The following is a 23,021-nucleotide window of genomic DNA, read 5'->3' on the forward strand; positions in this document are numbered from 1 at the left end:
CGACCGCGCGCATGTTCAAACGTATCCTCATCGCCAACCGCGGCGAGATCGCCTGTCGCATCATCCGCAGTTGCCGCAAACTGGGCATTGAAACCATCGCGGTCTATTCGCAAGCGGACGCCGATGCGCAGCACGTGCGCCTGGCCGATGTGGCCTTGCCAATCGGCGGACCGCGGCCGCAGGACAGTTATTTGCGCGGCGAGACCCTCCTCGACGCCGCGCGGGCCAACGGCGCCGAGGCCATTCACCCCGGCTACGGTTTTCTCTCCGAGAATGCCGACTTCGCCGAGGCCGTCGAACGTGCCGGGCTTGCATTCATCGGTCCGCGCGCGGCGTCGATGCGCGCGATGGGCTCCAAGGCCGGCGCCAAGGATCTGATGGCCGCGCACGGCGTGCCGGTGGTGCCCGGCTACACCGGCACCGATCAGGATCCGGCGCTGCTGGCGCGCGAGGCCGAGCGCATCGGCTTTCCGTTGATGATCAAGGCTGCCCACGGCGGCGGCGGCAAGGGCATGCGCATCGTGCGCGCAACCGGTGAATTCGCGCAGGCACTGGCTGCGTGCCAGCGCGAGGCGCAAGGCGCCTTCGGCAACGCGCGCGTGTTGCTGGAGCGCTACATCGAACATCCGCGCCACATCGAGTTTCAGATCTTTGGCGACAGCCACGGCCACGTGATCCACCTCAACGAGCGCGAGTGCTCGGCGCAACGCCGTTACCAGAAGGTGATGGAGGAAACCCCCTCGCCGTTTCTGACCACGAAACTGCGCGCGCACATGGGCGCCGCCGCCATCGCCGCCGGCAAGGCGCTGGATTACAGCAACGCCGGCACGGTGGAGTTCATCGTCAGTCCGCGGGGTGAATTCCATTTCATGGAACTCAACACGCGCCTGCAGGTGGAGCATCCGATCACTGAGCTGACGCTGGGCCTGGATCTGGTCGAGCTGCAACTGCGCGTGGCCGCGGGTGAGTCGCTGCCGCCAGCGCTGCTGCGGGGCACGCCGCCGCAGCACGGCCACGCCATCGAGCTGCGCCTGTATGCCGAAGACCCTGCGCAGGGCTTTCTGCCCGGTTCGGGCAGGCTCGAACATCTGGCCCTGCCGGCTGCCTCAGCGCACGTGCGCATCGACAGCGGTGTGATCGAAGGCGACACGGTGAGCATCTTCTACGATCCGATGATCGCCAAACTCATAGCCTGGGATCTGGACCGTCCGCGCGCACTGGCGCGCATCGCCGAGGCGCTGGCGGCCTGCCATGTGCAAGGTCCGAAATCGAATGTGGCATTTCTGCAGCAACTCATTGCGCACCCCACGGTGCGCGAGGGGCGCATCGACACTGGTTATCTCGATCGCGCGCTGGACGAGTTCCTGCCCGCCGCTGCGCAGTTCAACGCCACGGCGATCGTGGCGGCAGCGGTCACGGCACTGCTGCACGCAGAAGCCGACGCGCGGGGGGATGCTTCGCCGTGGGCACCGCGTGACGCCTGGCGCATGCAGGGCGCCGCGGCGCGCGAGTTGTTTCTGCAGCAGGACGAGACACGTCTGCGCGTGCTGGCTCGCGGCCACGACGGTGACTACGAACTGCACGTCGACGGCTGCGACGCCGCGTTCGTCGTGGCCGGCGCGCGCCTGGATGCCGATGCGCTCAGTTTGCGCGTCGATGACCGCGCGTTGCGTCTGCACGTGCACCGCGCCGGCAGCGTGCTGGAGGTGCAGCACGATGGCACGCGTCACGGGTTCACGCTGGTGCCGGCCTACGTCGCGGCAAGCGCCAGTGCCACGCACGACGATGCCGTGCGTGCGCCCATGCCCGGTCGCGTGGTGCTGGTACAAACCGCGGTCGGCGCCGAGGTCGAAGCCGGCGCGGTGCTGCTGGTGATGGAAGCAATGAAAATGGAGTTGTCGCTGCGTGCGCCGCGCACCGGCACCGTGGCGGCGGTACAGACAGCGGCTGGCGATTTCGTCGAGGCCGACAGCGTCCTGATCCGCCTCGGTTGATGGCATCGATTTGCGTTGCGTGAACGTGTCCGCAAAGTGCCTGTGGGGCATGATGTCTGCCCGCACGGCTTCTGCATTCACGGCATCGCGTCGTACTCCGGGAAGCATCCATGACTCACACGCTCTACGCTGAAACTCCCTATCAGATGCACTGCACCACGCGCATCAGCGCCGTGCGCGATGCGGGTGTCGAACTCGAAGCCACCGTGTTTTATCCGCTGGGTGGCGGCCAGCCCGGCGACACGGGCTGGCTGATCGACGCTTCCGGCCAGCGGCAACGCATCATCGACACCCGTCGCGATCGCGACAGCGGCGCCATCGTGCATCTGCTCGAACCAGGAGCGATCGCCTCGCCGGTGGGCAGCACCGTCGATATTGAACTCGATTGGGCACGCCGTCACCGCCACATGCGCATGCATACCTGTCTGCATCTGCTCTCGGCGGTCGTGCCTCACGGCGTGACCGGGGGCAATCTGAGCGCCGACAGCGGCCGGCTGGATTTCGACACCGATGGCGCCACGCTCGATGCCGCGCATATCCAGACCGAGCTGGCGCGGCTGATCACGGCTGATCTTGCCGTCAGCACGCGCCTGATCAGCGGCGCCGAGCTGGCCGCGCAGCCGGAGCTGATCAAGACGCTCACAGTCAAACCACCCATGCACTTGCCGCAGATCCGCCTGATCGAGATCGTCGGCGCCGACCTGCAGCCCTGCGGCGGCACGCACGTGGCGCGCACCGGCGAGATCGGCGTGGTGCGTGTGCTCAAGATCGAAAGCAAGGGCACGCGCAACCGTCGCGTGGTGCTGGGCTTTGCGGAGGACGCGGCATGAACGAACACGTGCGCGTGGTCGAGGTCGGGCCGCGTGACGGCCTGCAAAATGAACAGGCCATCGTGCCGACCGCCATCAAGATCGAGCTGATCGAACGCCTCGCGGCCTGCGGTTACGACACCGTGGAAACCACCAGTTTCGTCAGTCCGAAGTGGATTCCACAACTGGCTGACGCCGAGGCGGTGATGCGCGGACTGCGGCGCAGACCCGGCGTGCGCTATCCGGTGCTGGTACCCAATCTGCATGGCTATGCGTGCGCGCGCGCTGCCGGCGCTTCCGAGATCGCGGTGTTCACCGCCGCCTCGGAAGCGTTCAACCAGAAGAACATCAACGCCTCGATCGATGAATCCATCGCGCGCTTCGAGCCGGTGCTGACGCAGGCGCTGGCCGATGGCGTCACGGTGCGCGGCTATGTCTCCACGGTGCTGGGCTGCCCCTATCAGGGCGAGGTGCCGCTGAGTGACGTGGTGCGCGTGGCCGCGCGCCTGCATGCGCTGGGCTGCGGCGAGATTTCGCTGGGCGACACCATCGGCGTGGGCACGCCGGCCAAGGCGCGCGCCATGCTGCGCGCGGTCAGCGAAGCGGTGCCGATGGCCACGCTAGCGGTGCATTTTCACGATACTTACGGGCAGGCGCTGGCCAACATTCTGGCTTGCCTGGAGGAAGGCGTGCGCGTGATCGATGCCGCCGTCGCCGGTACCGGCGGCTGCCCTTATGCGCGCGGCGCCAGCGGCAATGTGGCCAGTGAGGACGTGATCTACATGCTGCACGGCATGGGCCTGCACACCGGCGTGGATCTGGATGCGCTGGTCGCCAGCGGCCACTGGCTGGCCGCGCAATTGGGCCGCGTCACCGGCAGTCGCGTCGGTCGTGCGCGCGCGGCGGAGGCTGCATGAGCGCCGCGTTCCTGATCCGCCCGATCGCGGCGGCCGATGACGCCGCGATGGCGGCGATCATCCGCAGCGTGATGCCCGAGTTTGGCGCCGACGGTGCCGGCTTCGCCATCCACGATCCCGAGGTGGACTGGATGAGCCGCGCCTACGCGGCGCCGCGCAGCGCGTATTTCGTGATCGAGCGCGACGGTGCCATCGAAGGCGGCGGCGGCATCGCGCCACTGGCCGGCGGCGCCGAGGACACCTGCGAGCTGCGCAAGATGTATTTCCTGCCGGCGCTGCGCGGGATGGGCGCGGGTCGTGCGCTGATGGCGTGCTGTCTGGATGCCGCGCGCACCAGCGGCTTCCGCCAATGCTACATCGAGACCCTCACCGGCATGGATGCGGCGCAGACGCTGTATCTGCGGTCGGGCTTCACGCGCATCACCACACCCATGGGCGGTACCGGCCACCATGGCTGTGATCGCTACTACCTGCGCACACTGGATTGATACACGCCTGATCTACGCACCTGGTCAGCGAACGCAAGTCGCCGCACGCGGCTAAAATCACGTTTTCGATGGTCGCGGAAACTCCCATGCAGCTCGATCAGATCAAGGCCGCGATCAGCGGCGGCGCTTCCGGCCTCGGCTACGCCGTGGCCGAGCATTTGCTACGTCAAGGCGCGCGCGTATGCCTGCTGGATATCAACGCCGAGCGCGGTGCGCAAGCCGCGCAGGCGCTGGGACCGCTGGCGCAATTCCTGCGCACCGATGTCGGCAACGAGGACGAAGTGACCGCCAACCTCGCGTGCGCGGCCGAGGCCATGGGCAGCCTCAACGCCGCGATCAGTTGCGCCGGCATTCTTGGCGCCGGGCGCGTGCTGGGCAAGGAAGGCCCCATGCCGCTGAGCAGCTTCGCGCGCACCGTCGGTGTGAACCTGATCGGCAGCTTCAACCTGGCCAAGGCCGCCGCCAACCTGATGCAGCACAATGCCGCGGGTGAAGACGGCGAGCGCGGCGTGATTGTGTTCACCGCCTCGATCGCGGCCTTCGAGGGGCAAATCGGCCAAGCCGCTTACGCCGCGTCGAAGGGCGGCGTGGTGGGCATGACCCTGCCCATGGCGCGCGAGTTCGCGCGCATCGGCGTGCGCGTGATGACCATCGCGCCTGGCGTGTTCCACACGCCCATGGTCGAGGGCATGCCGGCGCAGGTCTACGACAGTCTGTGCGCGCAGGTGCCCTACCCGCCGCGCCTCGGTCAGCCGCAGGAATTCGCCGAAACCACGGCCTTCATCCTCGGCAACCGCTATCTCAACGGCAGCGTGATCCGCCTAGACGGTGCGATCCGGCTGCAGCCGAAATGACTCTCCACACCCTGCGAGCGCTCCTATGAAAGCCTCAGATATCAAGCGCGGCAACGCCGTCGAACACGCGGGCAGGACATGGCAAGTGCGCGAGGTCGAGAAAAGCTCGCCCACCGCGCGCGGTGGCAACACCACGTATCGCTTCGCGCTGTACGCCATCCCCGGCGGCCAGCGCCTGGACCTGACCCTGCGCGCCGACGACGAGCTGCGCGAAGTCGAACTAAGTCGCCGCCAGGCCCATTTCTCATACAAGGATACCGACGGCTATGTGTTCATGGATGCCGAGGACTACACCCAGTACATCCTCGGCGCCGAGCTGCTGGGCGAGGGCGCCGGTTACATCATCGACGGCCTGGACGGCTGCTACGTGCAGTTGATCGACGAGCAGCCGGTGGGCCTGCAATTGCCGTCCAGCGTCGCGCTGCGTGTGGTGGAGACCGCACCGGAACTCAAGGGTGCCAGCGCCACCAAGCGCCCCAAGCCCGCGCGGCTGGAGACGGGGCTGGAGATCCAGGTGCCGGATTACATCAGCGTCGATGACCAGGTACTGGTCAGCACGCTGACCGGCGAATTCGCCGGCCGCGCCTGAGCCGCGCGACGATGGCGATGGGTGCGCCCGGCGATCCAGCACGCGAAGCAAGATGCCGGTGAATTCGCGCTGGTCGCTGCGCGGCGCGCTGGACAGCAACCTGCTGCGCCTCAGCCGCCCCGATGTGCCGCTGATCGTGGCAACGCGCAATACCGTCGGCGTGGTGCTGCCGCTGCTGCTCGGCCTAGCCTTCGGCAAACTCGGCATCGGCATCTGGCTGGCACTGGGCGCACTGGTGGTGATGTTTTCCGATCAGCCCGGCCCTTATCGGCAGCGGCTGTCGCACATCGCCATGGCCGCACTGGGCGCGGCACTGGCGGGCTGGGCAGGATTCGTGTTCGGCGCGCAGCGCGAGATCATGATCGTGCTGGCCCTGCTGCTCGGATTCGGCGGTGGTCTGCTGGTGCAGTTCGGCGCGGCCGCATCGCGCATCGGCATGACCAGCATGATTCTGCTGGTGATCGCCGGCGCCTCGCCCATGCCGCTGCCACAGGCCACGCTGGATGGACTCTTGCTGCTCGGCGGCGGGCTGCTGCAGGCGCTGCTGGCGGTGGCGGCCTGGCCGCTGGGGCGCTGCCGCCCACAGCGCACGCTACTGGCGCAGATCTACCGCGAGCTGGCGCAACTGACGCGGCAGCGCCCTGGCGACGATGACGCACCGCCGCTGAGCGAGCGCCTGCTGGACGCGCAGACCATGCTGCTCGGCGGCTACGACGTGCGTGGACGCGCCAGCGAAGCACTGTTGGTGCTGCTCGACGCGGCGGAACAATTGCGCCTGCATGTGCTCGCCCCGGACGATGCCGTGCACACACCGGCACTGAGCCACGATACGGCCGCCGTGCTCGATGCCATCGCCGCGGCGCTGCAGACCGGCACGCCGAGCAGCGCGGCCGCGGATGCGCTGCAGCGCCTGCAGCAGCAGTCCGCGGCGGCCGGCATGGCGCAGGCCGCCGCGCTGGCGCCGCTGGCGCGCGCGGTGCGCAACGCCAACTGGGCCGGCAGTGCCGGCGAGCTGCGCGCGGCGGCCGACGACCGCAGCCTGCCGCCAGCACTGCGCGGCGATTCGCCCTGGGTGCAATTGCGCGCCAACCTCAACATGAAATCGGCGGCGTTCCGCCACGCGCTGCGCATGGGCGTCGCGCTGGCGCTGGGCGTGGCCGTCGAGCGCTATCTCGGGCTGGCACACGGTTACTGGCTGCCGATGACGCTGGCGATCGTGCTGCGCGCGGATTTCGCCGCCACGCTCAGCTTCGGCGTGCAGCGTGCGCTTGGCACGGTGCTCGGCCTGCTACTGACCACGCTGCTGCTGAATCTCAGCAGCAGCACCCTGGCCGCGATCCTGCTGCTGGGCGTACTGGCGTTTTTGTTTCGCTGGCTGGGCAACAGCAACTACCTGCTGGCTGTGGCCGCGCTGACCGGCGCCGTGGTCATTCTGCTGGCGCTGGCGGGCGAATCGGCGGCGCAGTCCATGCACGACCGCCTGATAGCCACCTTGCTGGCCTGCGGCGCCGCGCTGGGCGGCTATCTGTTGTGGCCGACCTGGGAACGCACGCGCATTCAACCGGCACTGGCGGCAATGCTGCGCGCGTATGCCGATTACCTCGAAGCACTGGCCGGCGCCGATGCGCGTCAGCTCACGCACATGCGCGCCGCATCGCGTCTGGCGCGGGTCAACGCGCTGGCCTCGCTGGAGCGCCTGCGCGGCGAGCCCTTCGCCACAGCGGAGCTGCGCATGCGTGCTGAGCGCGTATTCGCGCACGCCAATCGCCTGGTGCGCAGCGCGATGAGTCTGGAGTTGCTGCCCGCGGAGCAACGCGCCGCGCCCGCGGCCGCGGCGTGGCTGCGGCAATGCGCCGAAGGCGTCAACGCCTGCGCGCGCTATCTGGATGGCGCACGCGACGTGGCGCTGCCGCCCCCGCCAGATGTACCCAGCGAGCGCCTGATTCTGCAGCGTCTCGCCGACGCACTGCGCGCGCTGCAAAACGTGCTGCAGCCGGCACCGGCAGCCAACGCCGGCGCAGATTGAGATTTGCGTCCGGCGGCACCGACGCAACGCGGCGCTACACTTCAAGCCCGCCAGATTCCGCCACGTCAGGAACGTCCATGTCCAAGCCCCGACTTCGCGCCGCACCCGCCCTGCTCTGCGCGCTGCTGCTCAGCGCCGCAATCCTCAGCGCGCACGCCACCGACTATCAGTTGGCCGATGGCCGGGTGCGCTTCAGCGCCCCCGATGCATGGCCGCAAATCATGATGCAGACCAGCGGCAATCCGCAGTTCATGGCGTTTCAGGTGCCCGACCCCTCGCCGGTGAGCCAGCGCGTGCTGGCGCGCGTCACCGTCACCGTGGAGAAGATGCGCAACGGTCCCGCGTTCCAGCAGTGGGTCAACCAGCGCGTGCAGCACAGTCATCAGTTGCCGGGCTATGAATCGGTGGCGCAGCCAGGCTCGAGCAGCAACGTGGTGCGCTATACCGCGCTGGAGAGCGGCGTGCGCATGAGCTACAGCGAGCGCTATTTCCTCAAGGGTCTGGAAGGCGTGCAACTGCGCTGCCTGCGCCCCAATCGCGGCGAGGTCGACGCGGCCTGGGTGGCCAGCTTCGACAAGGGCTGTGACGCGATTGCCGCGAGCTTGCAACAAGGCGGTTGAGCGTGGCCGCACTGGCCGCCGAGGAGGCGCGCGCGCTGGCGCTGGACGCGAATGACGCGCTCAGCGCGTGGCGCGATGCGTTTCTGATTCCGCCGCACGGCGCGGGTGAGCAGGCGTATTTCTGCGGCAACTCGCTGGGCCTGCAGCCGCGCGCCGTGCGCGCCGCACTGGATATCGAACTGGAAAGTTGGGCGCGGCGCGCGGTGGAAGGTCACTTCGAAGGCCCGCAGCCGTGGATGGACGTGCAGGACGATTTGCAGCAGATGCTGGCGCCGCTGGTTGGCGCCGCGCCCACCGACGTGGTGGCGATGAATACGCTCAGCGTCAACCTGCAGTTGTTGCTGGCCAGCTTTTATCGGCCGCAGGACGCGCGCAACGCCATCCTGATCGAGCGCGGCGCGTTTCCGTCGGATCGGCACGTGGTGGTTTCACACCTCGCCTGGCACAGTCTGGACGAATCCGCGCTGATCGAAGTCACGCCCGATGCGCATGGATATTTCAGCAGCGAGGCCTTCGCCGCCGTGTTCGCGCGGCACGGTGCGCGCATCGCGCTGGCGCTGCTGCCGGGCGTGCAGTATCGCAACGGGCAGGTGTTCGACATCGCCGGGTTGACCGATCTGGCGCATCGCCATGGCGCCATCGCCGGCTTCGATCTGGCGCACGCCGTGGGCAATATCCCGCTGGCCCTGCACGACTGCGGTGTCGATTTCGCCGCGTGGTGCAGCTACAAGTACCTCAACGGCGGCCCCGGCGCGCCCGGCGGCGTGTTCGTGCATCCGCGCCATGCGCAGCGGCCACGCCTAGCCGGCTGGTGGGGTCATGCGCAGACCACGCGTTTCCAGATGGCAGCGGAGTTCGTGCCCGAGCAGGGCGCACGCGGCTGGCAATTGTCCAACCCGCCGATCCTGGCCATGGCACCGCTGCGCGCCAGTCTGGCGCCGTTCGCCAGCATTGGCATGCCGGCGCTGCGCGCGCGCGCACTACGCCTGACCGGCTATCTCGATGAACTGCTGCGCGTGCATGCGGCGAACAGCATCGAGATCCTGACCCCCGACGACGAATCCCAGCGCGGCTGCCAGCTCAGCCTGCGCGTACGCGCCGGACGCGAAGCGGGGCGCGTGCTGTTCGCGCACCTCGTCGCGCAGGGCGTGCTCGGCGACTGGCGCGAGCCGGACGTGATCCGCCTGGCGCCGGTGCCGCTGTACAACCGGCACACCGATTGCCTGCGCGCGCTGCGCGCTATCGTTGACTGGGCGCGGGGATGAAAACAAACCCCGCGTCGGCGGGGTTTGTTTTACTTCACGTCGAGCAAGCTCACTTACTCGCCGATCTGCTTGCGCAGGTGCTCGCGGCGCTCCTGCGCGTCGAGGCTGAGCGTGGCGATGGGGCGTGCTTCCAGACGCTCCAGACCGATGTCCTCGTCGGTCTCCTCGCAGAAACCGTAGCGGCCTTCCTCGATGCGACGCAGCGCCTTGTCGATCTTGGCAATGAGCTTGCGGTAGCGATCGCGCGTGCGCAACTCCAGCGAATTCTCGGTTTCGCGCGTGGCGCGCTCGGCGTCGTCGCCGACATCGCGCACTTCCTCGCGCAGGTTGTCCATGGTCTGGCGCGATTCCTCGACCAACTGATCGCGCCAGTCGCGCAGCTTATTGCGGAAATAGGCGAGATGCCGCGGGCACATGTACTCCTCGCTGGTCTTGGGCTTGTAGCCCTTGGGCAGATCGATGTGCGTGGAGGCGGGCAGTGCGTAGCGACCGTCGTCGCGGGTGAGCGCGACGTCGTCGATGGATTTGATGGGGGGGGCTTTGATCGAATTCACGGAGCTGCTTGGTTTGACAGTGGGTTTGCCGGCCACGGAAGTTGGCAGCTTGGCCGGGTGCGATTGCACGGGTTTGACCGTGGCGGACTTGCCGGATTTGACGACTGCGTGGCCGTGCCTGGCCGATTGCTCGGCGGGCTTGGGCGCGGGCTTGCCGGCGCGCTTGACCATGGGCGCCACAGCGGGCTTGCTGGCCGGTTTGGCGGCTGGCTTGTGCGCGGGCAGCTTCTTCGCAGGGGTCTTGCCGGTTGGCAATTTCTTCCTCGCGGGTGTCTTCTTGACTGCCGGTTGCGCGCGGGCTGCCCCGGGGGTCACAGGCCTCTTGGCCACAGGCTTCTTGGTCGCGGGCTTCTTGGTCGCGGGCTTGCCGGCCACGGCGGACTTTTTGGCAGATGCAGGCTTGTGCGCGTTGGTAGCTTTCCTGGCCGGCGCAGCCTTTTCCGCCGCAAGCGGCTTCTTCACCGCGACCGGTTTCTTTGCCGATTTCGCCGGCTTGGCTGCTGCCTTGGTGGCGGCTTTGGCCGTGCTTGCGGGCTTGTGCGTTTTCATCATCTGTTCCCCGAGGGCGGGCGCTACCTGCCGCGCGCCTGTCGATGCGGACTCCGTGGCCGCGGGCTTCGGCGGTTGAGGCTCGAAGGCGGCGTGTTATAGCCTAGTCCCCCTGCCCCGGCAATAAGCGCGTCGTCGCGCGCGCTCGCCGCCTCTGGTCGTATCCCGGCGTGACCCGCCTCATTCTTGCCTTGCTGGCACTGTACAAACGGCTGCTCAGCCCGCTGTTGGGGCAGCACTGCCGCTTCCATCCCAGTTGCTCGGACTACGCGCGCATCGCGGTGTCGCGCTTCGGCCCGTTGCGCGGCAGCATGCTGGCGCTGTGGCGCATCCTGCGCTGCCAGCCACTGTGCCATGGTGGCCACGATCCGGTGCCCGAGCACTTCCATCTCACCCGTTGTCATCCCAAGGAATCCGAGCATGAGCGAACGCTGGCTGATCCGTGACGCCGAGTTGGTCAACGAGGGCCGCCGCTGGCACGCCGATGTGCGCATGCGCAACGGACGCATCGCGCGCATCGCGCCCGGCCTCGCCGCCAAACCCGGCGAGCAGGTACTGGAGGCGCGCGGACGCTGGCTGCTGCCGGGCATGATCGATGACCAGGTGCACTTCCGCGAGCCGGGGCTGACGCACAAGGCCGATATCGAGCACGAGTCGCGCGCCTGCATCGCCGGCGGCATCACCAGCTTCATGGACATGCCCAACACGCGCCCGCCAGCGCTGGACGCGGCGCTGCTGGAGGCCAAGTACGCGCGCGCCGCCGAGGTCAGCCGCGCCAACTACGGGTTCTACATGGGTGCCAGCAACGACAATCTCGAGCACATCAAGCGCCTCGACCCGCGCAGCGCGCCGGGCGTGAAGGTGTTCATGGGCGCGTCCACCGGCAACATGCTGGTGGACGATCCGGCCACGCTGGATGGCATCTTCGCGGCGGCACGCGTGCCGGTGATCACGCACTGCGAGGACACGCCGATGATCGAGGCCAACCTCGCCGCCGCGCGCGCGCGTTACGGTACGAACATTCCGATTGGCGAGCATCCGTTGATCCGCTCGCGCGAGGCCTGTCTGAAGTCCACCACGCTGGCGATCTCGCTGGCGCGGCGTCACGGTACGCGCCTGCATGTGCTGCACATCTCCACCGCCGACGAGCTGGCGCTGTTCGCGCCGGGCCCGGTCCAGGGCAAGCAGATCACCGCCGAGACCTGCGTGCATTACCTGCACTTCTGCGATGCAGATTACGCGCGCATGGGCAATCGCATCAAGTGCAACCCCGCGATCAAGACCGCCGCCGATCGCGCCGCGATCACCCAGGCCTTGGCCGAGGGGCGCATCGACGTGCTGGCCACCGATCATGCCCCGCATCTGGAAAGCGAGAAGGCGCAGGATTACGACCATGCACCGTCCGGCCTGCCACTGGTGCAGTACGCGCTGCAGGTGGCGCTGGAGCGCGTGTTCGACGGCCAGCTCACGCTCGAGCGCGTGGTCGAGGCGGTATGCCACGCGCCGGCGCTGCGCTTCGGCGTGCACCAGCGCGGCTTTCTGCGCGAGGGCTATCACGCCGATCTGGTGCTGGTCGATCCGGCCCATCCGCATGCGGTGACACGCGGCGAGATCTTGTCCAAGTGTGGCTGGTCGCCATTCGAGGGCGAAACCTTGCGCAGTTCGATCGCGGCCACCTTCGTCAATGGCAGCATGGCCTTCGACGGCACGCAAGTGCTGGACGGAGTGCGCGGGCAACGTCTGGCTTTCGCGCGTTGATGGCGTGCCGGGCCAAGGGCGTGGCGGGTTAAAATCACGGTCTTTGCGCATCACCTCATGCCCGATTTGCCGACCGCGCCCGCGTCCCCCGCGCCGCTGCTGACCACGCCATCACTGCCTGCCGATGCGCGCCAATGGCGGCGCTGGCTGCAGCCGCCCGGCGCCGGCCTGGCGCTGGCGCTGTGCGAGGCCGCGCGCGGCGCCGATGCGCCGGTGGTGGCGATCACCGCCGACAGCGCCGCGGCACTGACGCTGGAGCACGATCTGGCGGTGTTCGCCGGTGAGCTGCCGATCCTGGCGCTGCCCGACTGGGAAACCCTGCCCTACGAGCTGTTCTCGCCGCACAGCGAGATCGTCGCGCAGCGTATCGCCACGCTGAATCGCCTGCCGGGGCTGCAACGCGGTGTGCTGGTGCTGCCGGCGGCCACGCTGATGCAGCGTCTGGCGCCGCGCAGCTATCTGGCGCAATCCGGTCTGCAACTGGCGCGCGGCCAGAAGCTCGATCTGGAAACCGAGACGCGGCGCCTGCAATCCAGCGGCTACCGGCGCGTGGCGCAAGTGGGTGATCCGGGCGAATTCGCACTGCGCGGCGCGGTACTGGACATCTACCCCAGCGGCGCGCCGCTGCCCTACCGTATCGAGCTGCTCGATGATGAAATCGACTCGTTGCGTAGCTTCGATGTCGAAACCCAGCGTTCGCTGCAGACCCTGCAACGCATTGACCTGCTGCCGGCACGCGAGTTTCCGCTCACCGAGGAGGCCGTGCGCGGCTTCCGCGCACGCCTGCGCGAGCGTTTTCCGATCGACGTGCGCCATTGCCCGGTGTATCAGGATCTGCGCGAAGGCAGCACGCCCGCCGGCATCGAGTACTACCTGCCGCTGTTCTTCGCGGCCACCGAAACGCTGTTTGACTATCTGCCAGCGCGCGCGGTGTTCGTGCTGGCTGACGCGGCGCTGGATGCGGCCGAGCGTTTCTGGCAGCAGACCGGTGCGCGCCATGCGCAGCGCGCGCACGATCTGGAGCGCCCGATCCTGCCGCCGGCCGAGCTGTATCTGGCGCCACAGGCGCTGCGCGAGCAGCTCAATCGCAGCCGCCGCGTCGAGCTGTGCACCGCCGATGCCGCGCACGCGCAGGCGCTGGACATCGGCGCCGCGCCGCAAGTGCAGGCCGTAGCGCACGCCAGTCCCGCGCAAATGCTGCAAACCCTGCTGCAGGGCCTGCGCGGCTGCGTGCTGCTGGCTGCTGATTCGCCGGGGCGCCGCGAAATGCTGCGCGAACTGCTGACCACGACCGCGCTCAACGCCGAGACGCTCGCCGACTGGCCCGCGTTCCTGGCTTGGCGCGACGCGCAGGTGCCCGCGCAAGCGGCGGCGCGCCTCGCCCTGAGCGTGGTCGCGCTCAGCGCCGGCTTCAGCCTGCCGCGGGCCGGCATCACCGTGCTCAGCGAACAGGAGCTGGTCGGTGAGCGCGTGCGTCAGGAGCGCACGCGCCGACGCGGCGCGGCGCGCGATCCCGAGGCGGTGCTGCGCGATCTGACCGAGCTCAGCATCGGCGCGCCGATCGTGCATGTTGATCACGGCGTCGGCCGCTATCTCGGGCTGATCACGCTGGATGTCGGCGGCAGCACCGGCGAGTTTCTGGCGCTGGAGTATGCCAAGGGTGACAAGCTCTACGTACCGGTGGCGCAACTCGGGCTGATCAGCCGCTACAGCGGCGCCGCGCCCGAGCTGGCGCCACTGCACAGCCTCGGCGGCGACGCCTGGGAGCGCGCCAAGCGCAAGGCCGCCGAAAAGGTGCGCGATGCCGCGGCCGAACTGCTCGGCCTGCACGCCGAACGCGCGGCGCGCGGCGGCGCCGAATTGCGCGCCGATCCGGCTTTGTACGCGCAATTCGCCGCCAGCTTCCGCTTCGATGAAACTCCCGATCAGCAGACCGCGATCGAGGCCGTGCTCGCCGATATGGCTGCCCCGGCGCCGATGGATCGCGTGGTCTGCGGCGATGTCGGCTTCGGCAAAACCGAAGTGGCGCTGCGCGCGGCGTTCGTGGCCGCGCTGGCCGGGCGCCAGGTGGCGGTGCTGGTGCCGACCACGCTGCTGGCGCAGCAGCACTGGCAGAATTTCCGCGACCGCATGGCCGACTGGCCGATCCACATCGAGGCGCTGACGCGCTTCCAGTCCCGCGGTGATGCGCTCACGGTGCTGCAACGCCTGGCGAGTGGCGAGATCGACATCATCATCGGCACGCATCGCCTGCTGCAGACCGATGTGCGCTTCGACCGGCTCGGACTGGTGATCGTCGATGAGGAGCACCGCTTCGGCGTGCGCCACAAGGAGCAGCTCAAGCGCCTACGCGCCGAGGTCGATCTGCTGACGCTGACCGCCACGCCGATTCCGCGCACGCTGAATATGGCGATGATGGGCATGCGCGACCTGTCCATCATCGCCACGCCGCCGTCGCAGCGCCTGGCGGTGAAAACCGTGATCACACCGTGGGACACGGCACTGATCCGCGAGGCGTTTCAGCGCGAGCTGGCGCGCGGTGGACAGATTTATTTTCTGCACAACGAGGTCGACAGCATCGAGCGCATGCAGCGCGAGCTGGCCGAGCTGGTGCCCGAGGCGCGTATTCGCATCGCGCACGGCCAGATGCCCGAGCGCGAGCTGGAAAACGTGATGCTCGATTTCCACCGCCAGCGCTTCAACACGCTGGTGTGCACCACCATCATCGAATCCGGTATCGATATCCCCAGCGCCAATACCATTCTGGTCAACCGCGCCGACAAGTTCGGCCTCGCGCAGTTGCACCAGTTGCGCGGTCGCGTGGGGCGCTCGCACCACCGCGCGTATGCGTATCTGATCGTGCCCGAACGCGCCGCGCTGAACGGCGACGCCGAAAAACGTCTGACCGCGCTGGCCTCGCTGGAGGAGCTGGGCGCCGGTTTCACCCTGGCCACGCACGACATGGAAATTCGCGGTGCTGGCGAGCTGCTGGGCGAGGAGCAATCCGGCCAGATCGAGGCACTTGGTTTCACCCTGTACACCGAACTGCTGGAGCGTGCGGTGCGCGCGCTGCGTCAGGGCAAGGTGCCCGATTACAGCTTCAATGCCGAGCACGAGGCCGAGATCGTGCTGCACACGCCGCTGCTGATCCCGGACGACTACCTGCCCGACGTGCACGCGCGCCTGACCCTGTACAAGCGCATCGCCAGCGCCAGCACGCCGGCCATGCTGCGCGAGCTGCAAGTGGAGATGATCGACCGCTTCGGCCTGCTGCCGCAGCCGACGCGCGATCTGTTCGCGGCGGCCGAATTGAAGCTGGCCGCCAATGCGCTGGGCGTGCGCAAGCTCGAACTGGGCGAATCCGGCGGGCGCTTGCAATTCCGCGCGCAGCCCGCGATCGACCCGCGCAAGGTGATCCGCATGATCCAGCGCGAGCCGAAGGTCTATCGCCTCGATGGACAGGACAAGCTGCGCATCACGCGCGAATCGGCCACGGCGGAAGCGCGTATCGCCTTCGCGCACGCGCTGCTGGAAGCGCTCGGTCCCGCCATCGGTTGAACCGCGCTGTCAACGCCGATGCGCATATCAGAAACGGATGATGTTGCTGCGCAATGCAAGAAAGTGTTGCGGGCCGCATACGTGCGGCGTAAGTTTCGAGCACGCGGCGAATTGTCGCAGAGCACGTGGCGGCAACGTTCGCACGCAGCGCATGTGTCCGGTTTCTGATGGGAGCCCGCGATGACGGCAAGCACGGATCTCAAGCACTTCGGCAAGATCTCGGCAGCACTGGCCCTGCTGCTGTGCGCGGCATGCATGGCAGCACCCGGCGCACGCGCCGCAGACAGCGCGGACGGCGCACAGTGCCGCGCACTGGCGCAACGCATGCTGGACGCTCTGGTCAGAGGCGACAGCAGGGCCGCTGCGCACGCCTTTGATACCGACATGCGCACGGCACTACCCCCCGCCAAGCTGTCCGAGCTGTGGGGCGAAGTGCAAAGCAACTTTGGAAAGTACAAGGCACAGAGCAGCGCGCGCATCCTGAAGGTCAACGGCATCAACGTGGTGATCACGCCGATGCAGTTCACCAAGACCGCACTCGACGCGCAGGTAGCCTGCAACGCGCAGGGCCAGATCGCCGGCTTCTTCCTGCGCCCCGACAACACCTGACCTCGGCACAGCTTCTCGAAGTGCCCTGCATGGCGGGGTGCCATGCCCCGCGCACATCGTGAACACGAGGGACTGCGCGCGGGCAGAATTCACCGCATGCTTCCGTGCCACGCGCATGCTGCCGATCACGGAGAGCTTGATGGCGCGGCGCTGGGTGTCGGATTCCTCACTGATGCGCCATCATTCACGCATGCTGCGCACCCCTCCTCCCGCGACCCTCGGCGTCGGCGCGCGCGCGCGCGCCATGCGCGCCGCGCAAGCCTTGGGCATACCGGTTGATTACGGTCACGCGCGCTCGCTGCGTCCGCAGCGCGAACCGGCGCGACTGCAATCCATCGGTCTCGACGTCCAGCAGCGCCCCGCCTGGCTGCGCCCGCGCGCGGCCGCGGCATTCCTGCGCATGCGGCGGGCGGCGATGCATGATGGCATTGAATTGCAGGTGGTCTCGGCCTGGCGTTCCTGCGAATACCAACTGGGCATCATCAGGCGCAAATGCGAGCACGGACAGGACATGGCCGCGATCCTCGCGGTCAGCGCCGCCCCCGGCTACAGTGAACACCACAGCGGGCGCGCGCTGGATCTGACCAGTCCCGGCAGCGCGGTGCTGGAAGAGGCGTTCGAGCAAGCGCCCGCATTCGCCTGGCTGCAGAACCACGCACGCAATTACGGCTTCGCGCTGTCCTACCCGCGCGGCAACCGTCACGGCATCGCCTACGAGCCATGGCACTGGTGCTGGCACGCGCGTCGGGCGCGCTGAAATGTCCCTCACGCAAAGTTTATGCGGCGTGTGAAACCATGCTGGGTGCCCGCTCCAGCGCGGCTTGCGCGGAACCAATGCGTATGGGTTTTGTCTCAGCACGTCGACACCCGAAACGGATTTCAGCGCGTTTTTGCCAAGGCATTGTGCACGGCAAGCGCGTCGGCCATGCGGGCCATGGCGATGGCATTCGCTCCGTCGCGTGCCATTCGGCCGATGATGCCTGCCACAGGATGCGCACTGGTGCATCGGGTTTGTTGTTGCAGGCAACCAGGAGCAACCGTGTCATGAATCAGGCAAGTCCCGGCAAGATCCTCATGCTCTACGATCGCGCGCACAGCGGCGAGCGGCTGTTTCTCGAAGCGCTGCGCATCGCGGCGGAGAAACACTGCGTGCTGTACATCGTGGGCGCATGCGAGAGTGCACCCGAAAGCAGCACGCCGGACTGGGCGCCCCTACCCAGCGACCGTGTGGCGGATGATCTGATCAACATGTCGCGCATGGCGCAAAGCCACGGCCTGATGATCGACGGCTGCGTCCTCGCCGAGCCGTCAGCCGAGCAATTGCGCGGCGTGCTGCAGGAGCAGGCGATCACACGCATCGTGCGCATGCACCCGGGTAGCCGCGAAAGCGTGGAACGACGCTGGGGCCGCGCGCTGGAGCAGGCGGCGCAGGCTCTGGGACTGCCCTTGGTCGACGTTGATCCCACGGCCACTGCAACGTAATTGACCGCTTCACCCACGGCTTGAACGCCGACTGCAAGCCGCGCCCCGTGGCCGGGTTCGCGCACGCCTATAATCGCGTTTTTACGCTTGGAGTGTTCCGATGCCGCAGACCATGCGCGCGCTGGTCAAGCGCGAGCCCGCCAAGGGCATCTGGATGGAGGAGGTACCGCTGCCCGTGATCGGCCCCAACGAGGTGCTGATCAAGCTGGAGAAGACCGCCATCTGCGGCACCGACCTGCACATCTACAAGTGGGATGAGTGGTCGCAACGCGTGATCAAGCCCGGTCTGGTGATCGGCCACGAGTTCGTCGGCCGTATCGTCGAGATCGGCGCGGGCGTCAAGGGTTACAGTCTCGGCCAGCGCGTCAGTGCCGAGGGCCATATCGTCTGCGGCATGTGCCGCAACTGCCGCGCCGGCCGCCAGCACCTGTGTCCCAACACCGTCGGTATCGGCGTCAACCGCCACGGCGCCTTCGCCGAATACATCGCCATGCCGTCCAGCAATTTGTGGCCGATCCCGGATCAGATTCCTTCCGAGCTGGCGGCGTTCTTCGATCCCTATGGCAATGCCGCGCACTGCGCGCTGGAGTTCGACCTGATCGGCGAGGACGTGCTGATCACCGGCGCCGGCCCGATCGGCATCATCGCCGCCGGCATCGCCAAGCATGTCGGCGCGCGCAACGTGGTGGTCACCGACGTCAACGACTACCGCCTCAAGCTGGCCGCCGACATGGGCGCCACGCGCGTGGTCAACGTCGCCAACCAGTCGCTGACGGATGTGGTCAAGGATCTGCACATGGAAGGCTTCGACGTGGGCCTGGAGATGAGCGGCAACCCGCGCGCCTTCAACGACATGCTCGAGGTGATGTACCACGGCGGCAAAGTCGCGCTGCTCGGTATCCTGCCCAGGGGCGCCGGCATCGACTGGGACAAGGTGATCTTCAAGGGCCTGACCCTGCAGGGCATCTATGGCCGACGCATGTACGAGACCTGGTACAAGATGACGCAAATGGTGCTCACCGGGTTCCCGCTGCAGAAGGTGCTCACGCACCAGGTGGCGATCGATGATTTCCAGCGCGGCTTCGACCTGATGGAAGCCGGCGACTGCGGCAAGGTGGTGTGCTCGTGGAACTGAGCGCCGCATCGATGAGGACACCCGCATGACCTACACCGCCAAGGCGCGCTACGCGCAGGAACTGGCCGGCATCGAGCAGCAGGGCCTGTTCAAGCGCGAGCGCATCATCACCTCGCCGCAATCGGCCGAGATCACCCTGGCCGACGGGCGCCGGGTGCTGAACTTCTGCGCCAACAATTACCTGGGTCTGGCCGATCATCCCGAGGTGATCGCCGCGGCCAAGGCGGCGCTGGACACGCACGGCTTCGGCATGGCCAGCGTGCGCTTCATCTGCGGCACGCAGGATCTGCACAAGCAGCTCGAGGCGAAGATCGCCGCGTTCTTCGGCACCGACGATGCCATCCTCTACGCCGCCTGCTTCGATGCCAACGGCGGCCTCTACGAGCCGCTGCTGGGCGAGGAGGACGCGATCATCTCCGACGCACTCAACCACGCCTCCATCATCGACGGCATCCGCCTGTGCAAGGCCAAGCGCTTCCGCTATGCCAACTGCGACATGGCCGATCTGGAGAAACAACTGCAGGCCGCCGACGCCGTCGGCGCGCGCAGCAAGCTGATCAGCACGGACGGTGCGTTCTCGATGGACGGCTTCATCGCGCCGCTGAACCGCATCACCGCGCTGGCGGAAAAGTACGCCGCCATGGTGCATATCGACGAGTGCCACTGCACCGGATTCCTGGGCGCGACCGGCCGTGGCTCGGCCGAGGTGCACGGGGTGATGGACAAGATCGACCTGTTCACCGGCACCCTGGGCAAGGCCCTGGGCGGCGCGCTGGGTGGTTTCACCACCGGTCACGGCGAGGCCATCGAGCTGCTGCGCCAGCGCTCGCGGCCGTATCTGTTCTCCAATTCCTTGCCGCCGCACGTGGTGGCCGCGGCGATCAAGGTATTCGACATGCTGGAGAGCGCCGCCACGCTGCGTGAACAGCTGCAGGACAACACTCGTTACTTCCGTGAGCACATGACGCGCGCCGGCTTCGACATCAAGCCCGGCACGCACCCCATCGTGCCGGTGATGATTTACGACGCACCCAAGGCGCAGGCCATGGCCGCCGCGTTGCTCGACGCGGGCATCTACGTCACCGGGTTTTTCTATCCGGTGGTGGCGCAGGGCCAGGCGCGCATTCGCACGCAGATGAGCGCCGCGCACGCGCGCGCGCATCTGGATCAGGCCATCGACGCGTTCACGCGCGTCGGCCGCGATCTTGGCGTGCTGCGCCACTGACGCGATGCAAACCGAGCGCGTCCGGCTGTTCCAGACGCTGCCGCAAGCTTGCGGCTACTGGCACGGACGCACTGCGGTCAATCTTGTGCTCGATCCCAGCCTCGAAGGCCTGGCCGCGCTATACCCGCAGGCGCTGGCGCACGGCTTCCGCCGCGCCGGCCCGCACCTGTATCGGCCCAATTGCCCGCGCTGCACCGCTTGCGTGGCTTGCCGCATTCCGCTGGACGCGTTCCGTCCCGATCGCAGCCAGCGCCGCTGCCTGAGCCGCAATGCAGCGTTGCAATGGCACGATGCCGAGCCCGGCTTCAGCCCAGAGCGCTGGGCGCTGTATCAGCGCTATCAGCGCCAGCGCCACCCGGGCGGTGGCATGGACGATGGAACCATCGAGGATTTCCGCGAGTTTCTCGCCGTAACCTGGAGTCCGACGCACTTTCTCGAATTGCGCGAGGGCAACCGCTTGCTCGCCGTGGCCGTGACCGATATCGGCAGCGCGGCGCTATCAGCCGTGTACACGTGGTTCGATCCCGCCGAAACGGCGCGCGGGCTGGGTACACTGGCGATCCTGCAGCAGATCGACTACGGCCGCGCGCACGGTCTGCAACACTTGTACCTCGGTTACTGGATCGCCGGGCACCCGAAGATGGACTACAAGTGCCGCTTCCGCCCGCTGGAAGTGATGGGGCAGCATGGCTGGCAGCGCCATGATGTCGCGGCCGATTCGAAAGGCCGCTGACCGCGCGCGACGAGGCATTGCCAGTACCGCGCATCTGCGCCAGCAACAGTAAAAAGACCATCTCAACCGCGATAGCCGTCCGTGGCGCGGATCAGCGCATCGGTGTTGCCGGGCTCGAAGGCCGAGTGGCCAGCGTCGGACACGATCTCAAGCCTGGCCTCGGGCCAGACGCGATGCAGATCCCACGCCGAACGCAGCGGGCACACCACGTCGTAGCGGCCTTGCACGATGGTCGCCGGGATGTGGCGGATGCGGGCAACCTCCAGCAACAATTGATCGTCCTGCTTGAGAAATCCGCCGTTGACAAAGTAATGGCACTCGATGCGCGCAAAGGCCAGCGCGAAGGCATCGGCGCCGCTGGACTCGATATGCGCGGGGTCTTGATACAGAAAACTAGTGGCGCCTTCCCATACCGACCAGGCGCGCGCCGCGGCCAGGCGCACGGCGGCATCCTCGTGGGTCAGACGGCGATGGTAGGCGCTGATCAGATCGCCGCGCTCGGCGGGTGGAATCGGCTCGAGATATTTTTCCCAGGCATCGGGAAACAGCGCGTCACAACCCTGCTGGTAGAACCACTCCAGTTCCCAGCGGCGCAGCAGGAAAATACCGCGCAATACCAGCTCGGTGACGCGCTCGGGATGCGTCTCGGCATAGGCCAACGCCAGCGTCGAACCCCATGAGCCGCCAAATACCTGCCAACGCGCGATGTCCAGATGCGCGCGCAGACGCTCGATGTCGGCGACCAGATCCCAGGTGGTGTTCTCGCGCAATTCGGCGTGCGGCGTGGAACGTCCGCAGCCGCGCTGATCGAACAGCACGATGCGATAGACCGCAGGATCGAAAAACTGCCGGCAGCGCGCGTTGCAACCGCCACCCGGACCGCCGTGCAAGAACACCACCGGCTTGCCTTGCGGATTGCCACACTGCTCGTAGTACAGCGCATGCAGCGCGGAAACCTGCAACTGGCCCGTGGCGTAGGGCTCGATTTCCGGATACAGAGTGCGCCGCGTGCCGGCGTGTTCGTTGGACATGGCCTGGCTCCAAACGCATGCGGCGCCGAGTGGCGCCGCAGGATGACCGGAACTGGTCGGGGCGGCGAGATTCGAACTCGCGACCCCCACAACCCCATTGTGGTGCGCTACCAGGCTGCGCTACGCCCCGACGCGATTCCAGAGCGCGCGATTGTAGCAGTGTCGCCGCGCCAAAAAGAAGCACGCGCACCTCAACGCAGCAGGGTGAGCAGCTCTTCCAGTTCCTGACGCAACTGGCGTGCCACCTGCCCCGAATAGCTGGCCTCGACCTTGGCCTGGCCACCTTCCAGACGCTGGCGCGCTCCGGTGATGGTGAAGCCCTGTTCGTACAGCAGCGCACGGATCTGGCGGATCATCAGCACATCGTGGCGCTGGTAATAGCGTCGGTTGCCGCGACGCTTGACCGGATTGAGCCCGGAGAACTCCTGCTCCCAGTAACGCAGCACGTGCGGTTTCACGCCGCACAAATCGCTCACCTCACCGATGGTGAAGTAGCGCTTGGCCGGAATCGGCGGAAGCTCGCTGTTGCTACCTGGGTCCAGCATATGCCTCAACCCTCTGTTTCAGTCGCTGGCCGGCGCGAAAGGTCACCACGCGCCGCGCGGAAATGGGGATCTCCTCGCCGGTCTTGGGGTTGCGGCCCGGACGCTGATTCTTGCTGCGCAGCTCGAAGTTGCCAAAACCGGAGAGCTTGATCTGTTCGCCGTCTTCCAGCGCCTTGCGGATGGCCTCGAAAAACGCGTCCACGAATTCCTTGGCCTCGCGCTTGTTGAGGCCCACTTCGGCAAACAGCCGCTCGGCCATTTCTGCTTTGGTCAGTGCCAC

The 23,021-nt window shown here is 67.3% G+C and carries 22 protein-coding genes and 1 tRNA gene; 18 read left to right on the plus strand and 5 right to left on the minus strand.

Annotation, left to right across the window (positions count from 1 at the left end; translation table 11 throughout):
* Positions 1-11 precede the first annotated feature (11 nt).
* The 9 genes from ACYDAT_RS06945 (at position 12) to kynU (ending at position 9,562) form a co-directional block, all read left to right on the plus strand.
* Positions 12-1,994 (plus strand): acetyl/propionyl/methylcrotonyl-CoA carboxylase subunit alpha, encoded by a 1,983-nt coding sequence (locus ACYDAT_RS06945; RefSeq protein ID WP_461438383.1) that lies wholly within the window; start codon positions 12-14, stop codon positions 1,992-1,994.
* Between the two features lie 110 nt (positions 1,995-2,104).
* Positions 2,105-2,824 carry an alanyl-tRNA editing protein gene (locus tag ACYDAT_RS06950; protein WP_461438384.1) on the plus strand — a complete coding sequence of 240 codons (720 nt, stop codon included), beginning with the start codon at positions 2,105-2,107 and terminating at the stop codon, positions 2,822-2,824.
* Complete coding sequence (locus ACYDAT_RS06955) at positions 2,821-3,720, plus strand: hydroxymethylglutaryl-CoA lyase (protein ID WP_461441022.1); 900 nt, start codon at positions 2,821-2,823, stop codon at positions 3,718-3,720. Before ACYDAT_RS06950 ends, ACYDAT_RS06955 begins: the two co-directional genes overlap by 4 nt.
* Complete coding sequence (locus tag ACYDAT_RS06960; protein ID WP_461438386.1) at positions 3,717-4,208, plus strand: GNAT family N-acetyltransferase; 492 nt, start codon at positions 3,717-3,719, stop codon at positions 4,206-4,208. Before ACYDAT_RS06955 ends, ACYDAT_RS06960 begins: the two co-directional genes overlap by 4 nt.
* An 86-nt stretch (positions 4,209-4,294) precedes the next feature.
* Positions 4,295-5,062 (plus strand): SDR family NAD(P)-dependent oxidoreductase, encoded by a 768-nt coding sequence (locus ACYDAT_RS06965; protein ID WP_461438387.1) that lies wholly within the window; start codon positions 4,295-4,297, stop codon positions 5,060-5,062.
* Positions 5,063-5,087: 25 nt separating this feature from the next.
* Positions 5,088-5,651, plus strand: coding sequence for an elongation factor P-like protein EfpL (efpL, locus tag ACYDAT_RS06970; RefSeq protein ID WP_461449186.1), 564 nt, complete (start codon positions 5,088-5,090; stop codon positions 5,649-5,651).
* A 52-nt stretch (positions 5,652-5,703) separates the two neighbouring features.
* Complete coding sequence (locus ACYDAT_RS06975) at positions 5,704-7,677, plus strand: FUSC family protein (RefSeq protein ID WP_461449188.1); 1,974 nt, start codon at positions 5,704-5,706, stop codon at positions 7,675-7,677.
* Positions 7,678-7,754: 77 nt separating this feature from the next.
* The gene (locus ACYDAT_RS06980) at positions 7,755-8,297 is read left to right on the plus strand and encodes a hypothetical protein (protein ID WP_461438390.1); all 543 of its coding nucleotides are present in this window, start codon (positions 7,755-7,757) and stop codon (positions 8,295-8,297) included.
* 11 nt (positions 8,298-8,308) lie between these two features.
* The gene (kynU, locus tag ACYDAT_RS06985) at positions 8,309-9,562 is read left to right on the plus strand and encodes a kynureninase (protein ID WP_461449224.1); all 1,254 of its coding nucleotides are present in this window, start codon (positions 8,309-8,311) and stop codon (positions 9,560-9,562) included.
* Positions 9,563-9,615: 53 nt separating this feature from the next.
* On the opposite strand, the gene dksA is transcribed toward kynU, so the two are convergent.
* Positions 9,616-10,668, minus strand: a complete 1,053-nt coding sequence (gene dksA / locus ACYDAT_RS06990; protein WP_461449190.1) for an RNA polymerase-binding protein DksA — start codon at positions 10,666-10,668, stop codon at positions 9,616-9,618.
* Positions 10,669-10,835: 167 nt separating this feature from the next.
* Here dksA and yidD point away from each other — a divergent pair, with 167 nt between their 5' ends.
* The 9 genes from yidD to ACYDAT_RS07035 all read left to right on the plus strand — a co-directional run bounded on the left by yidD (position 10,836) and on the right by ACYDAT_RS07035 (position 21,165).
* Entirely contained in the window at positions 10,836-11,111 is a 276-nt protein-coding gene (yidD, locus tag ACYDAT_RS06995; RefSeq protein ID WP_461441018.1) for a membrane protein insertion efficiency factor YidD, read from the plus strand.
* The gene (locus ACYDAT_RS07000) at positions 11,086-12,423 is read left to right on the plus strand and encodes a dihydroorotase (protein ID WP_461449192.1); all 1,338 of its coding nucleotides are present in this window, start codon (positions 11,086-11,088) and stop codon (positions 12,421-12,423) included. The genes yidD and ACYDAT_RS07000 overlap by 26 nt, the downstream gene beginning before the upstream one ends.
* A gap of 57 nt (positions 12,424-12,480) precedes the next feature.
* Positions 12,481-15,981, plus strand: a complete 3,501-nt coding sequence (gene mfd / locus ACYDAT_RS07005; RefSeq protein ID WP_461449194.1) for a transcription-repair coupling factor — start codon at positions 12,481-12,483, stop codon at positions 15,979-15,981.
* 180 nt (positions 15,982-16,161) lie between these two features.
* Entirely contained in the window at positions 16,162-16,590 is a 429-nt protein-coding gene (locus ACYDAT_RS07010) for a DUF3887 domain-containing protein (protein WP_461449196.1), read from the plus strand.
* Between the two features lie 172 nt (positions 16,591-16,762).
* Entirely contained in the window at positions 16,763-17,347 is a 585-nt protein-coding gene (locus ACYDAT_RS07015) for a M15 family metallopeptidase (protein WP_461449198.1), read from the plus strand.
* Between the two features lie 287 nt (positions 17,348-17,634).
* Positions 17,635-18,072, plus strand: a complete 438-nt coding sequence (locus tag ACYDAT_RS07020) for a hypothetical protein (RefSeq protein WP_461449200.1) — start codon at positions 17,635-17,637, stop codon at positions 18,070-18,072.
* Between the two features lie 100 nt (positions 18,073-18,172).
* On the plus strand, positions 18,173-19,207 hold the full coding sequence (gene tdh, locus ACYDAT_RS07025) for an L-threonine 3-dehydrogenase (protein WP_461449202.1): 1,035 nt from the start codon (positions 18,173-18,175) through the stop codon (positions 19,205-19,207).
* 25 nt (positions 19,208-19,232) lie between these two features.
* On the plus strand, positions 19,233-20,432 hold the full coding sequence (gene kbl / locus ACYDAT_RS07030; RefSeq protein ID WP_461449204.1) for a glycine C-acetyltransferase: 1,200 nt from the start codon (positions 19,233-19,235) through the stop codon (positions 20,430-20,432).
* A 4-nt stretch (positions 20,433-20,436) separates the two neighbouring features.
* Positions 20,437-21,165: an arginyltransferase gene (locus tag ACYDAT_RS07035; RefSeq protein WP_461449206.1), complete on the plus strand. Its 729-nt coding sequence runs from the start codon at positions 20,437-20,439 to the stop codon at positions 21,163-21,165.
* Between the two features lie 62 nt (positions 21,166-21,227).
* Here the strand turns inward: ACYDAT_RS07035 and pip are convergent, their stop codons facing one another.
* From pip to ACYDAT_RS07055, 4 genes are all read right to left on the minus strand, one after another.
* A complete protein-coding gene (pip, locus tag ACYDAT_RS07040; RefSeq protein ID WP_461440532.1) occupies positions 21,228-22,196 on the minus strand; it encodes a prolyl aminopeptidase in 969 nt (322 codons plus the stop codon).
* A gap of 53 nt (positions 22,197-22,249) precedes the next feature.
* Positions 22,250-22,326, minus strand: a tRNA-Pro gene (locus ACYDAT_RS07045).
* 61 nt (positions 22,327-22,387) lie between these two features.
* Positions 22,388-22,741 carry a MerR family transcriptional regulator gene (locus ACYDAT_RS07050; protein WP_297900632.1) on the minus strand — a complete coding sequence of 118 codons (354 nt, stop codon included), beginning with the start codon at positions 22,739-22,741 and terminating at the stop codon, positions 22,388-22,390.
* A complete protein-coding gene (locus ACYDAT_RS07055; protein ID WP_461440533.1) occupies positions 22,725-23,021 on the minus strand; it encodes an integration host factor subunit alpha in 297 nt (98 codons plus the stop codon). The genes ACYDAT_RS07050 and ACYDAT_RS07055 overlap by 17 nt, the downstream gene beginning before the upstream one ends.

The sequence above is a fragment of the Metallibacterium sp. genome (genome assembly GCF_054637675.1).